The organism is Streptomyces sp. NPDC057743 (assembly GCF_042798755.1).
Taxonomy (GTDB): domain Bacteria; phylum Actinomycetota; class Actinomycetes; order Streptomycetales; family Streptomycetaceae; genus Streptomyces.
Genome location: NZ_JBHVJX010000001.1, coordinates 171,495 through 184,319, shown reverse-complemented (window position 1 = coordinate 184,319; position 12,825 = coordinate 171,495). Strand labels below are relative to the sequence as shown.

At 72.6% G+C, this 12,825-nt stretch carries 11 protein-coding genes and 1 pseudogene; 6 read left to right on the top strand and 6 right to left on the bottom strand.

From position 1 onward, the window contains the following. Positions 1-13: 13 nt before the first annotated feature. Positions 14-1,195 (bottom strand): serine hydrolase domain-containing protein, encoded by a 1,182-nt coding sequence (locus ACFVFQ_RS00815; protein ID WP_383406272.1) that lies wholly within the window; start codon positions 1,193-1,195, stop codon positions 14-16. A gap of 391 nt (positions 1,196-1,586) precedes the next feature. Here ACFVFQ_RS00815 and ACFVFQ_RS00810 point away from each other — a divergent pair, with 391 nt between their 5' ends. Both ACFVFQ_RS00810 and ACFVFQ_RS00805 read left to right on the top strand, forming a co-directional pair. Then, entirely contained in the window at positions 1,587-2,378 is a 792-nt protein-coding gene (locus tag ACFVFQ_RS00810; RefSeq protein ID WP_383406269.1) for an SDR family NAD(P)-dependent oxidoreductase, read from the top strand. Positions 2,379-2,555: 177 nt separating this feature from the next. Next, positions 2,556-3,509, top strand: coding sequence for an IS481 family transposase (locus ACFVFQ_RS00805; protein WP_383406266.1), 954 nt, complete (start codon positions 2,556-2,558; stop codon positions 3,507-3,509). A gap of 27 nt (positions 3,510-3,536) precedes the next feature. On the opposite strand, the gene ACFVFQ_RS00800 is transcribed toward ACFVFQ_RS00805, so the two are convergent. The 3 genes and pseudogenes from ACFVFQ_RS00800 to ACFVFQ_RS00790 all read right to left on the bottom strand — a co-directional run bounded on the left by ACFVFQ_RS00800 (position 3,537) and on the right by ACFVFQ_RS00790 (position 5,785). Then, on the bottom strand, positions 3,537-3,728 hold the full coding sequence (locus ACFVFQ_RS00800) for a hypothetical protein (protein WP_383406989.1): 192 nt from the start codon (positions 3,726-3,728) through the stop codon (positions 3,537-3,539). Positions 3,729-3,829: 101 nt separating this feature from the next. Next, positions 3,830-4,120: pseudogene (locus tag ACFVFQ_RS00795) on the bottom strand (RimK family alpha-L-glutamate ligase); the annotation flags it as partial. Positions 4,121-4,618: 498 nt separating this feature from the next. After that, entirely contained in the window at positions 4,619-5,785 is a 1,167-nt protein-coding gene (locus tag ACFVFQ_RS00790; RefSeq protein WP_383406263.1) for an acyl-CoA dehydrogenase family protein, read from the bottom strand. Between the two features lie 166 nt (positions 5,786-5,951). Between ACFVFQ_RS00790 and ACFVFQ_RS00785 the strand changes: the two genes are divergently transcribed. Beyond that, positions 5,952-6,824, top strand: coding sequence for a hypothetical protein (locus tag ACFVFQ_RS00785; RefSeq protein ID WP_383406260.1), 873 nt, complete (start codon positions 5,952-5,954; stop codon positions 6,822-6,824). Between the two features lie 54 nt (positions 6,825-6,878). Here the strand turns inward: ACFVFQ_RS00785 and ACFVFQ_RS00780 are convergent, their stop codons facing one another. Next, positions 6,879-8,687 (bottom strand): hypothetical protein, encoded by a 1,809-nt coding sequence (locus ACFVFQ_RS00780; RefSeq protein ID WP_383406257.1) that lies wholly within the window; start codon positions 8,685-8,687, stop codon positions 6,879-6,881. A 304-nt stretch (positions 8,688-8,991) separates the two neighbouring features. Here ACFVFQ_RS00780 and ACFVFQ_RS00775 point away from each other — a divergent pair, with 304 nt between their 5' ends. Genes ACFVFQ_RS00775 through ACFVFQ_RS00765 form a run of 3 tightly spaced genes read left to right on the top strand, consistent with a single transcriptional unit; the run spans position 8,992 to position 11,592 of the window. After that, a complete protein-coding gene (locus ACFVFQ_RS00775; protein ID WP_383406254.1) occupies positions 8,992-10,029 on the top strand; it encodes an NAD-dependent epimerase/dehydratase family protein in 1,038 nt (345 codons plus the stop codon). Positions 10,030-10,036: 7 nt separating this feature from the next. Further along, a complete protein-coding gene (locus ACFVFQ_RS00770; protein WP_383406251.1) occupies positions 10,037-10,531 on the top strand; it encodes an NUDIX domain-containing protein in 495 nt (164 codons plus the stop codon). Next, complete coding sequence (locus ACFVFQ_RS00765) at positions 10,528-11,592, top strand: mevalonate kinase (protein WP_383406246.1); 1,065 nt, start codon at positions 10,528-10,530, stop codon at positions 11,590-11,592. The genes ACFVFQ_RS00770 and ACFVFQ_RS00765 overlap by 4 nt, the downstream gene beginning before the upstream one ends. On the opposite strand, the gene ACFVFQ_RS00760 is transcribed toward ACFVFQ_RS00765, so the two are convergent. After that, positions 11,585-12,697, bottom strand: a complete 1,113-nt coding sequence (locus ACFVFQ_RS00760; protein ID WP_383406242.1) for a radical SAM protein — start codon at positions 12,695-12,697, stop codon at positions 11,585-11,587. The genes ACFVFQ_RS00765 and ACFVFQ_RS00760 overlap by 8 nt on opposite strands. Positions 12,698-12,825: the final 128 nt, after the last annotated feature.

Sequence of the window (12,825 nt, the reverse complement as noted above, 5' to 3'; positions counted from 1 at the left end):
GGGCCAGTGGTGCTCACCGGCACAAGGCGGTGTTCAGGAGTGCCTGGGCGTGGTCGGGGGCGTCCTTGGTGGGTGTGGGGTCGGCGGTGACGGCGACCGTGAGGGCGCGGCCGTCGTCGGTGGCGCCCGAGCGGGTGCGGTAGCCGGGGATGTCGCCGCCGTGGCCCCACATCCGGCCGCCGCAGCTCAGCGGCGTGCTGATCACGCCGAGTCCGTACCGGGCGCCGGGCCACAGGCCGGCGGCGGCCGGGACCGTGGTGCGCATCTGGGCGAGCTGCGCGGGAGCCAGCAGCTCGCCGCCGAACAGCGCGGTGAAGAACCGGTTCAAGTCGCCCGGGGTGGAGACGAGTTGCCCGGCCGCCCACGCCCAGCCGGGGTCCAGCTCCGTGACGTCCGTCAACGGCCCGCCGGGGCGCTTGGGGAAGTACCCCTCGGGGTGGGGCGCTCGGATCCGCTCGTCTCCGACGCCCGGGAAGTAGGTGTGGTGCAGCCCGATACGGTCGATGACCCGCCGGGTGATCTGTTCGGCCAGTGGGCGGCCGGTGACCTTCTCGACGAGCAGGCCGGCCAGCACGTAGTTGGTGTTGCTGTAGGACCAACGGGTCCCGGGGGCGAAGAGCGGCTTGTGCGCCAGCGCCAGGTCGAGCAGCGTGCGGGGTTGGAGGTAGCGGTGGCGGTAGGCGGGGAAGTCGCCCAGGAAATCGACGTAGTTGGGCAGTCCGCTGGTGTGTTGGAGGAGCTGGCGCACCGTGATGCGGCGCCCGTCGTTGCCCTTGCCCCGCACCAGTCCCGGCAGGTAGCGCTCGATGGGCGCGTCCAGTGCGACCTTGCCCTCGCCGACGAGTTGGAGCACGACCGTGGCGGTGAACGGCTTGGTGTTGCTGCCCACCCGCACCTGTCCGTCGAGGGGCACTTTCGCCCCGGTCCGCAGGTCGGCGACGCCGGCGGTGTAGTGGTGGGTGCGCCCGTTCCGGTCCCTGGTGGCGGCCAGCGCGGCGGGGAACCGGTCGTCGTGCACCAGGCGTTGGAGCCCCTGCCGCACGGTGTCGCCGGTGCCGTGCTCCTGCACCGCGGTCGCGGGCCGTACCGCGCCCACGGCCAACGAGGCGGCCAACACCGCGACCATCACCCCCAGCCGACATCCCGTCGTGGGAGCAACTCCACGGCGCACGGCCCGATGAGAACGCTCGGTCATGGCAAACCCTCCTGGCGCACGCGGCGGCCACTGCGGAAATCCGGACCCTCCCAGAGTGCGCGACGCGGTCCCGCCGCTCCATCCGGGCAGCCGGCGCATACGAGGTGGGGTTAGCCGCACCCCCAGGGTCTCTCCGTGGGGCGCACGACCGGGGGTGTCCCGTGAGTCCATGCGCCCCGTTTAGGCCCGCCGGCACGGCGGGTACGTTTCGTTACGCACGGCATCTCACGAGGTCTCAGGAGTTCCGCCTCCGGAGCCCGGCTCAGGAGTCCGCCCCAGGTGGGCGGCGCATCTCGGCGCGCGAGTCGCGACGCGGGCCTCGGCGCGGGGCCAGGAGCGGACCGCGGCGACCAACTGTGCGTTTTCTACGGGGAGATGAGGGGAGATCACCTTGGCTGACCGACCCTATCCGTACCGCACCGCGCTGATCACCGGCGCTTCCAGCGGCATCGGCACGGCCCTGGCCCGGCGTCTGGCGGCCCAGGGCGTCTCCCTGGTGCTCGTCGCCCGGCGGGCGGAGCGCTTGCGGGAGCTCGCGGAGGAGCTGCACCGCGCGCACGGCGTCGAAGTGGAGGCGTTGCCCGCGGACCTGACCGACCCCGAGCAGCTCCAACGGGTGGAGGCCCGCCTCACCGACTCGGACAGGCCGATCGAACTCCTGGTCAACAACGCCGGTTCCGGCGCGGCCGGGGTCTTCGGCAACCTCCCGGTGGACGGCGAGGAGGCCACGGTGCGGCTCAACAGCCAGGCACCGGTGCGGCTCACCCGGGCCGTCCTGCCACGCCTGCGCATGGCGGGCCACGGCGGCGTCCTCAACGTCTCGTCCCTCACGGGCCAGTTGCCCTCGCCCTCGCTCACCACCTACGCCGCGACCAAGGCGTTCCTCACCCACTTCTCGCAGAACCTCGCCGTCGAGAACCGCGGCACGGGGGTCCATGTCACCGCGCTGGTGCCGGGCCTGACCAAGACCGACTACTTCGCCTCGAACGACTTCGGGCCCACGCCGCTGCCGAAGTTCCTGTGGCTGGGCGCGGACCAGGTCGCCGCCGCCGGCTTGAAGGCCGTCGCGGCCGGCAGTCGGCGTTGTGTCCCCGGGGCTCCCTACAAGCTCGCGAGCGCGCTGCTCTCCTGCACCCCGCCGCCGCTCAAGCGGGCCCTGGGGCGGTACGTGTGGCGTCGGTGACGGTGCGGGCGGCCGGCGCCCCGGCCTACGCGGCCCTGACCCATCGGACAGACCCTAGGTGTTCTGTCCGGGGAGGTTGTGGACGGGTGAGCCAGGTCTCGGCTGACGGCTCTTGAATGGGTGAGGGCCTTCCGGTTCGGTGTGGATTGCGACGTCTACACCGACAGAAAGGCCCTCATGGCCCACCGTAATGCACCCCTGACCGAGACCGGCCGTCTGCGGCTGGCCCGATGCGTCGTTGAGGACGGCTGGCCGCTGCGCCGGGCCGCGGAGCGGTTCCAGGTCTCGCCGACCACGGCCCAGCGGTGGGCCAACCGCTACCGGACGTTCGGCAAGGCGGGCATGGCCGACCGCTCAAGCCGCCCCCACCAAAGCCCTCGGCGCACACCGACCCACACCGAGCGGCGGATCATCAAAATCCGTCTCCTGCGCCGGTGGGGACCAGCCCGCATCGCCCACCTGCTCCGCCTCGTACCCTCGACCGTGCACCGCGTGCTGACCCGCTTCGGCCTGGCTCGCCTCACCCACCTCGACCGCGCCAGCGGCCGCCCCATACGCCGCTACGAACGCGACAGGCCAGGAGAGTTGGTACACGTGGACATCAAGAAGCTGGGCAACATCCCCGACGGCGGCGGCCACAAGACGCTCGGCCGGCAGGCAGGCCGCAAAACCCGCTCCGGCGCCGGCTACAGCTACATCCACACCGCCGTCGACGACCACTCCCGCCTGGCCTACAGCGAGATCCACACCGACGAGAAGAAAGAGACTGCCACCGGCTTCTGGCAACGGGCCCAGGAGTACTTCACCTCCTGCGGGATCACCGTCGAGCGGGTCCTGACCGACAACGGCGCCTGCTACACCTCTCGCCTGTGGCGCGACGCCCTGGCGGCCGCCAAGATCACCCACAAACGAACCCGGCCCTACCGACCACAGACCAATGGCAAGGTCGAACGGCTCAACCGCACCCTGCTCGACGAATGGGCCTACGCCCGCCCCTACCGCACCGAACAGGAACGACGCGACACCTTCCCCACATGGCTACACACCTACAATCACCACCGCGGACACACCGCACTAGGCGGCCAACCACCCGCCAGCCGCGTCCCCAACCTCACAGGGCAATACACCTAGGGCGCCCCAGACACCCGAACCGCCGCCCTATGCCTCGGCGTTGCTGCCGGTCAGCAGCCTTTCGACGTAGGCGGTGAGGGCGGGCAGCACCGTGGTCATCCGGGGGCGCCAGCCGGGGACGGCGTTGACCTCGCAGAGGGTGTGACCGCCATCGGCGGTGAAGAGCAGGTCGACCCCGGCGACGCTGAGGCCGAGCGCCGCGGCGGCGCGGACCGCCAGGGCCTCGGCTTCGGGGTAGCGGCCCAGGCAGAGTTCCGCGGCGGCCCCCGGGCGAGGTTGGAGGCCAGGGAGCCGTCCTGGGAGCTGCGGATCTGGGCCGCGACCGGCTCGCCGTCCACGATGAACACCCGCAGGTCCCGCCCGTGGGAGGGGGCGACGTATTCCTGGAGGATCAGCGGCACGTCCTCGGCCAGGCTGCCCGCCACCGCCCGCAGCAGGTCGGTGTCCGGGGCCAGGAACACCCCTCTTCCGTTGCGCCCGTTGACCGACTTCACCACGCACGGCGCCGCCACCTCGGGGCTGCGTACCACGCCGGTGAACGGTGCCGTGGCGTACGACAGGGAGTCGGGCACCGGCAGTCCGGCCGCGGCCAGTTCCTGCAACTGCGACATCTTGTTGCCGCACCGCTGATGGGAGTCGGCCGAGTTGACCAGTACCGAGCCCATCCGTTCCAGGTGCCTCAGCAGGATGAACTCGCGGTGCTGGGTCATGGTGCCCGGTGTCTGTCGCACCAGGACGACCTTGGGCGGCGCAACGTCCTGGCCCGCCAGGTTCTGGAGCATCAAGTGGCCGTCCCGCACGCCGAAGAGGAGTTCGTCGGAGTGCCAGACGGCGAAGCGCGGGCCGTACGCCTCCTTCAGCGTCGCGGCCAACACACGGGTGGCCTTCATCAGGGGTACCGGGTGCTCCCGTACCAACACCCACACCTCGGCAGGCGCTTCGATCGCCGACGGCATCCCAGGCTCCTCTCCCCGGCCTCGGCGCCGGCGCGTCCGACGCCCTGGCGATCCTAGAGGGTGCGGTCGGGCGTCCGCGCCCAGGCCGAGGACGGTCCGCAACAGGTCAGCCGGGTCGCAGGGGTCTGTGCCAGGCATCCGGGCCGGGGGCGGTCAGGTGTCCAGGCCGCCGCGGCGCACCAACTGCCGGGCGATGACGTTGCGTTGGATCTCGTTGGTGCCCTCGCCCACGATCATCAGCGGGGCGTCGCGGAAGTAGCGCTCCACGTCGAACTCGGTGGAGTAGCCGTAACCGCCGTGGATGCGCACCGCGTTGACGGCGATCTCCAGGGCCACTTCGGAGGCGAACAGCTTGGCCATCCCGGCCTCCATGTCCACTCGCCGGCCGGCATCGGCCTCGCGGGCCGCGTACAGGGTGAGCTGGCGGGCCGCGGTCAGCGAAGTGGCCATGTCGGCGAGGTAGTTGCCGATGGACTGGTGCTGCCAGATCGGCTTGCCGAAGGACTCCCGCTGCTGGGCGTAGGCCAGGGCGTCCTCCAGGGCGGCCCGGCCGACGCCGAGCGCACGGGCGGCGACCTGGAGCCGACCGGTCTCCAGGCCCCTCATCATCTGTGCGAACCCCTCCCCCTCGACGCCGCCCAACACGGCGTCGGCCGGCGCCCGGTAGTCCTCGAAGACCAGCTCGCAGCTCTCCACCCCCTTGTAGCCCAGCTTGGGCAGGTCGCGGGAGACGGTGAGCCCGGGGCCGGGTTCGACGAGGAGGACGGAGATGCCGCGGTGCGCGGGCTCGGCATGCGGGTCGGTCTTGCAGAGCAGGGCGATGAGGTGGGAGTGCCGGGAGTTGGTGATCCAGGTCTTCGTCCCGTTGATGAGGTAGCCGTCGCCGTCCTTGCGGGCGAGGGTGCGGAGGGCCTGGAGGTCGGAGCCGCCGCCCGGTTCGGTCAGGGCCATGGTCGCGCGGATCTCGCCGGTGGCCATCCGCGGCAGGTAGTGCCGCCGTTGCCGCTCGGTGCCGTAGTGCAGCAGCAGCTTGGCGACCACGGTGTGGCCGCCCATCGCGCCGGCCAAACTCATCCAGCCGCGGGCGAGTTCCTCGGTGACCAGGACGTAGCAGGGGGTGGAGACCCGGGTGCCGCCGTACTCCTCGGGGACGGCCAGGCCGAAGACGCCGAGCCGCTTCATCCGCTCGATCAGGGCCTCGGGGTAGGTGTTGGCGTGCTCCAGTTCCCGGACGACGGGCTTGACGTCCTTGGTGACGAAGTCGCGCACCGTGCGGACGACGGACCGCTCGTCCTCGGGGAGTGCGTCGAGGGTGCTCATGGGGGTGCTCCTCGTCAACGGGCGGTGGGCAACGGGCATGGGAGGCCGGGCGGGTGGGGCGTCGCCGGGCACGGGGTGGATGGTGGAGGGTGGATGGTGGCCTGGTCGGATATCCGCCCCGTACGGTTGATCACCAGCGTGCCGTGCCCCGTGGAAGGACGCAACGATGCCCCCTGCCCCGTCCCCGTTCGGCCCCGCCCTCGATGCCTGGCGGCCGGAGCCCGTCACCACCAAGGACCCGCTGCCGCCCGGGCCGGTCGAGGCTGTCTCGACGCTCCTGGATCTGCCCGAACCGGCCGCCACCAGCGGCGATCCGCTGCCGCCGCTGTGGCAGTGGTTCTACTTCCTGCACTGGCCCGCCCAGCGTGCGCTCGGTGCCGACGGGCACCCGCACGACGAGCGCTTCCTGCCGCCCGTCCCGGACCGGCAGCGGATGTTCGCCGGCGGGCGCTGCGAGGTCGTCGAGCCGCTGCGCCTGGGCCAACCCGCCACCTGCGTCGGCAGTCTGGGCGCGGTGACGCCCAAGCGGGGCCGCACCGGCGAGCTGCTGTTCGTCACCGAGCGCCGGGAGTACCGCCAGGACGGGCGCCGCTGTCTGGTCGAGGAGCAGGACTACGTCTACCGTTCGGGCCGCACCGCCGACCCGGAGCTCCCCACCACGCTCGACGAGCGGACCGCCGCCACGGCCGAGGACCCCTGGCAGCTGTCCCTCCAGCCCGACCCGACGCTGCTGTTCCGCTTCAGCGCACTGACCGCCAACACCCATCGCATCCACTACGACGCGCCCTACTGCCGGGCCGCGGAGGGGTATCCGGGCCTGGTCGTGCACGGCCCGCTGCTGGCCCTGCTGATGCTGGAACTCGTCCGCCGCAACGCCCCCGAACGCCGGGTGCGCACGCTGGCGTACCGGCTGCGGCACCCGGTCTTCGGGGGCGAGCGACTGCTGGCGGCCGGCGCCGCCTTCGACGGGCGGGCCGGCCTGCGCATCGCCACCCACCGCGAGGCGAGCCACGCGACCGGCGAGGTGACGTTCGGCTGAGCGGCCGGGGCCGGTCGCCTGGCCGTCCCCGGCCGCTCATATCCCTCCTACCTCTCATACCTCCAGGGCGTCGTGGATGCCCTCGTAGGCGAGCCACTGGGCGTGGGTGTGCAGCCCGTAGTGGAGGTCGGTGGTGGGCTTCCAACCGGGCGGGGGCGCGGGCCAGTTGAGGGGGTCAGGCGTGGCGCGGGGGGTGGTCGGTTCCGATGGGGTGAGGGGGACCGGGCGGACGGCGGTGCGGACCGCCTCGGCCAGTTCGGCGGCGGTGAGCGGGGCGTCCGCCAGTGCGGTCACCGGGTCCGTGGGCGGGGTGTGGAGCAGCGCGGACAGGGCGGTGACCAGGTCGCGGGTGTGCAGGGGGCGCAGCGTCCCGGTGGGGTCGTCGAGGGTCAGCGGTTGGCTGCGCAGGGCGTCCCAGACCAGGCGGCCGATGCGCGAGTCGGGCGGGCAGCCGGGGCCGTAGAGGTCGCCCAGGAGGAGGGTGAAGTCCGTTTTGTTGTCGGGGAGTTGGAGGGTGAGGGTGGCGGGTTGGTTGCGGGCGGTCAGGTCCAGGAGGGCGGTGGTGGGGCGGTCGGGCGGGAGGTGGGTGAGGAGGGTGACGGGGTGTCCGGCGTCCCGCAGGCCGCGGACCAGGTGTTCGCCGAGCGGGGTGTCGGCGCCCAGGATGGCGACGTGGGGGTGGTCGGTGCGCGGGGGGTCGGTCGGGCGGGGGTCGGCCGGGCGCGCGGCGGCCCGGCGGGGCCGGCCAAGGCGCCCGGCCGCCTCGTGGCCCGCCTCCAGGCCGGCGGTGGTGATCCGGGCCAGCTCGTCCCGCTGTGCGGCGATCCGGTCCTCGCCCTGGGCGTAACTGACGCCGCCGGGGCCGACGGTGGCGAGCGCCTCGGCGAGCACGGCGGGGTCCGGCGCGGGGGCCGGGGCGGCGTCGTCGCCGGGGGCCGGATCGCAGCGGAGGCCGTCCCTGCGGTGGACGAAGCCCATCGTGAAGGCGGTGAGCCAGGCACCCTCGGCCGCCTCGGGTGTGGTGACTTCGGCCATTCGCACGATGGCTGGTTGCCGCCTGTCGACACGGACGCCGGAGCCCTCCAGGTACTGCGCGCAGTCGAGGTGCAACCAGTGTCCGGAACCGGCCCGTTGACTCCCTTGGGGCGCGGGTCCGTTCGACGGGTCGTCGGCGCGTACCGCGCACTGCGCCACGCCCTGCTTGAAGAACGGGAGGACCCGCAGCCCGGTGACTCGGGCGGTCTCGCGGCCGGGGGCGTCGTGCGGCAGAAAGCACACCGAACGGCGCGGCCCGCGGAAGGCATTGCCGGAGATGCTGCCGTGGTCCTCGTGTTCGGCGAGACTGGGCACCGAAACATACGCCGGGATTTTCTGCGCCCTCAAGTAGCGGTTCATCAGGATGTCATCGGGCCAGCCGTCGAGATGGCGGCGGCCGAAAGCGGCGAATCCGGCGGCGACTTCCCTGGGGAGAATGATGGCCACGCAGGGAAAGTACTCATTGACCGCGCCGACCCACCGGGCCCCGGTCAGGGCGCCGAATCGCACCGCGGCACCGTTTCGGGAGTCCCAGAGCGCGAAGAGCGCGAGGGCGGCGTCCGGCATCGCGGAAATCGCCTGCTGGGCGCGGGCGAAGAAGGTATCCGAGAGGATCATGTCGTCCTGGACGACGAGTTGGTGGGTGGCACCCTCCTCGATTGCCTCCCATGCGCACAACGCGGTCCGCAATACGGACGGTTTGCCGGCCGGGTCGGGGTCCATGACGACGCGCAGGGCGCCCGGTGGTGCGGAACGGGCGAGCCGTTCCGCGGCCGCGCGGCGTTTGGGATGGGTCATCACGGCCCCGCTCAGCCGATATCGCGTCATCAATTCCTCCGGTTCTCCGCTTTTCCGGCCCGTCGGTCTTTTGCGCCGCAGCCGGTCGATCCGGCCACGTGAATCCGGACAGTACGGCGGCCCGCAGGCGCCCCGCAAGACTGCCGAAATGGCGCTCTGGCCATGCTGATTGGCGCCGGACATGCTGACCGCCGGCCCATCTGCGGTCGGCTCGTGCTCCGTTATGCGAAGAGAGGGATCGATGCCCGGAACGCTGAACGGAAACAGGAACGTCGGGGGGAACGGCAATGCGAGCGGTAATGCCCTTGGCGGTGCGGGGAGTCCGGTGCCCGGGGTGTTGACGGAATCGGTATCGGCGCGGCTGGAGAAACTCCGGGATTCCCGGGTGGTGGTGACCGGCGGCGCCGGGCTCGTCGGCAGCCGGCTGGTGCGGCTGCTGCGCCGGGCGGAGGCCGAGGTGACGATACTGGACCGGCTGGACGCCTATCCGGACGAGGTGCACGGCACGCTGTTCGGGGTCGACGGTCTCGGGGCGGATCTGGTGGTCGGGGACATCTGCGACCGCGCCGCGGTGCGCCGGGTGTTGGCCGGCGCCGACTACGTGGTGCACGCCGCGGCCTATGCCGACGTGGCCGCCTGCACCCGCCGGCCCGACATCGCCTTCCGGGCCAACGTCGAGGGCACCCAGGTGGTGTTGGAGGAGGTCGCGGCCTCCGAAGTGCGGCGGCTGGTGCTGATCTCGTCGGCGGCGGTGTACGGGAACGGCGATCCCGGCGTGCGGGGGCCGCAGGTGTTCCGGGAGGACCAGCGGCTGCTGCCGGTGTCGGTGTACGCCAACTCCAAGCTGTGGGCGGAGTACCAGACCCGGCTGCTGCTGAGCGGCGCGGGCTCCCCCGAGTACGCGGTGCTGCGCTACTTCTCCGTCTACGGCGATCCGCAGGTGCCCAAGCCGGGCAGCCACTCCTGGATGGTGCCCTGGCTGTCGATGCAGGCCCAACTGGGGCGTCCGCTGCGGCTCAACGGGGGCGGGGTGCAGGTGCGGGACCTGGTCCACGTCGAGGACGTGGCGGCGGCCACCGCGCTGGCGCTGGTGGAGGAGGGGATGGCGGGGGCGACCGTCAACGTCGGTACGGGCGTGCCGACTTCGGTCCGCGAGGTCGGGCAGCTGATCGCCCGGCACTTCCCGCGGGTGCACTTCCTGACCACGCCGCTGCCGGAGGGCGACCCGTTGGGCGGCTACGCGGACACCGAGCAGTGCCGCGAACTGCTGCGCTGGGCACCGGGGATCGATGTGCGGGCGGGCGTGGAGCGGTATGTGCGCTGGCTGACGAAGACCCCGCAGGCGGTGCCGGGTTGGCTGAGCGAAGGGTGACGCGCGGGTGAGCTATGTCGGCTCGTACCTCTGGGAGGTGCGGCGGGCGGTAGGCAGCCGCCGGTTGCTGGTGCCCGGTGCCCAGGTGCTGCTGCTCGACGCGGCCGGTCGGGGGCTGTTCCAGCGGCGGGCGGACACCGGGGTGTGGGAACTGCCGGCCGGGGCCTGCGAGGAGGGCGATGACTTCGTCGGGACGGCGCGGCGGGAGGTGGCGGAGGAGACCGGGCTGCGGGTGGGCCGGGACGCCCTGGAGGCGTTCGGCTCGCTGTCGGACCCCGGGGTGCACACCCTGACCTATCCCAACGGGGATGTGACCCACTGCTTCGCGCTGTGTTTCGTGGCCCGCCGCTGGTCCGGGGAGCTCGCGCCGGGCCGGGACGAGGTGTCCAAGGTGCGGTTCCGGGCGCTCGGGGAGCCGCCACGGCCGCTGCATCCACCCACCGCTGTGGTCCTGGAGATGTTCCGGGAGTTCAGCTCGACCGGAAGGTTCCAGGCCCGATGAGCGGAGCGACGAGGATGTCGGGGGCCGAGGGCATGGCGGTGGCCGCGGGGCATGCGGTGGTGCCGTGTCGGGCCTGTCTGTCCGGGGAGGACCTGGACTGGTTGGGCGGCCGGTCGGTCAGCCTGGCGCTGGACCTGCCGACGTCGGTGACGGTCCACCCGCCCCAAGTCCGGCCGCCCGGTGCCGCGGTGCCGGGCGGCGGCGGTGCCGGGGACTGGGCGGGCGAGGTGTGGGCGTTCCTGCGCCGCCGGCTGCCCGGGCTCGGCCCGCGGCCGCCGGCGGTGTCCACGGTCAGCCGGGCGCCGGCGGCCAGCGGCCTGTCGTCGTCGACGGCGCTGATCGTGGCGCTGTTCCGGGCGTTCGCCCAGGCCGCGCTGCCGGCCGGCGAGGGCGCCGGGGGCTGGCCGGTCCCCGCGCGGACGCTGGCCCAGTGGGCGTACGAGTTCGAGTTCGCGGTCTTCAACGGCGGGGGCATGGACCATCTCGCGGTCATCGCGGGCGGGTTGCTGCTGCTCGACGGGCGGACCACCGGGCTGCCCGAGATCCGGCACCGGGTCGACTTCCCCGAGGAGTGGGCCGTCGTGGTGCTCGACTCGGGCACCCGGAAGGACACCGGCGACCACATCCGGTCGGTCCGCGCCCAACTCGCCGCCGAAGACGCCCGCCTGGCCGCGTACCGGGAGCGGACCGACGCCGCGTCCGGCGCGGTGTGGGAGGCGGTGCGGGGCCGGGATCTGGCCGCCCTGGGCGCGGCGATGAGCGAGGCGCACAGCGCGATGCGGGACCTGCAACGGATGTCCACGCCGCTGTTGGAGGAGCTGCGGTCGCTGGCGCTGCGCTCCGCCGGACTGCCGCTGAAGGTGAGCGGGGCCGGCGGGGGCGGGGCGCTGGTCGGCGTCTGTCCGGCCATCGAGCGGGCCGAGGTGGTGGCGCGGCTGCGGCGGGCACTCGGCCCGGTGCACCCGGGGGCCCGGGTGATCGGGGCCCGGGCCGCGGCGGGCCTGGCTCCTGGGCTCGCCGCGGCACCGGCCCCCAACAGGCCGGCTCCCGCGCCTAGATGAACGGGTCGTAGTCCGTGCCGGGCTCCGGCGCGGACACGGTGCCCGCCGTCGCTTCGGCCCCGATTCCGTCGAGTTCGAGGTTGGAGCGGTGGCGGGCGCAGTGGAAGCGGCAGTCCCGGCTCGGGTCGACGATGCCGCGGTCGGAGGTGCGCCAGATCTCCGGGAGGCGCTCGGTCACCGCGTCGCCGATCCGGGCCCCGGCGTTGCCCCGGTGGTACGAGCAGACGTAGACGCCCGACGGGGTCACCAGGGTGCGCAGCTCGGCGACCCGGCAGCGGTGGTAGTCCTTCTCCTGGACGGGGCCGACGCGGTTGCGCAGGGACGTCAGCGTCGAGGAGTTGACGATCTCGAAGCCGTCGCCGGCGAGCGCGGCGGCCTTGCCGAGCTGCTCCTCCACGGAGGCGAGGAGGTCGTCCGGCACCTGGATGATGTGGTGCCCGTCGTCGAACATCGCCTTGGTCTCGAAGTAGTCGCAGCCGATGTCGTGGGCGAGTTCGGCGGCCCGCAGGACCTCGTGGTGGTTGCTGACGACGGTGCCGTCCGGCTCCTGGCGGGTCATGACGAGGAACGAGTAGCCCAGTGCGCCGCGCTTGGCCTCGGCCAGCAGCCGCATGTTGCCGATGACCTTGTCGAAGACGCTGCGGCCCTTGCGGTCGGGGCGGAAGCGGCGGTACGTGGCGCTGGTGCCGGCGTCCACGGAGACCCGTACCCAGGAGGCGTAGGCGGCGAGTTCGGCCAGGTTCTGCTTGATCAGGGTGCCGTTGGTGACCACGCCGATCGCGATGCCGGCCTCGCCGAGGATGCGCAGCACCTGGCGGGTGCCCCGGTGGGCGAGCGGTTCCCCGCCGCCTATCAGGACCACCGCCCGGACCTCCATCTCCACCAGTTCGGCGGCGAGTTCGGCGAGCCGTTCGGGGGTGAAGCGGCCCTGGTTGAGCAGCTTTCCGCTGATGCACTCGGGGCAGGCCAGATCGCAGAAGGTGGTCGGGTCCAGGTCGACGACGAGGGGGCCGCTGGAGCGGGGGCCGGTGGCGGCTTCGAGGATCCGGGGCCAGCCGGACGGCTGGTACAGCTTGGACACCAGGTCGAGACGGTCGAACGTCACGTGTTCTCCTGCTTGGTCGGAGGTTCCGTATCCCGGCGGGACGTCGGTCCGCGGGTCGAGCGCGTGCGACATGGCTGTGGGCGGCGGGCCCGGGGTGCGACGCCAAGTGCCTCAGGGGCGGCCGGCGG

Bases quoted from the DNA above. Each gene is read 5' to 3' on its own strand.
- ACFVFQ_RS00765 (WP_383406246.1), top strand. From the start codon at position 10,528: ATGAGCGGAGCGACGAGGATGTCGGGGGCCGAGGGCATGGCGGTGGCC.
- ACFVFQ_RS00790 (WP_383406263.1), bottom strand. From the start codon at position 5,785: ATGAGCACCCTCGACGCACTCCCCGAGGACGAGCGGTCCGTCGTCCGC.
- ACFVFQ_RS00785 (WP_383406260.1), top strand. From the start codon at position 5,952: ATGCCCCCTGCCCCGTCCCCGTTCGGCCCCGCCCTCGATGCCTGGCGG.
- ACFVFQ_RS00805 (WP_383406266.1), top strand. From the start codon at position 2,556: ATGGCCCACCGTAATGCACCCCTGACCGAGACCGGCCGTCTGCGGCTG.
- ACFVFQ_RS00780 (WP_383406257.1), bottom strand. From the start codon at position 8,687: ATGACGCGATATCGGCTGAGCGGGGCCGTGATGACCCATCCCAAACGC.
- ACFVFQ_RS00815 (WP_383406272.1), bottom strand. From the start codon at position 1,195: ATGACCGAGCGTTCTCATCGGGCCGTGCGCCGTGGAGTTGCTCCCACG.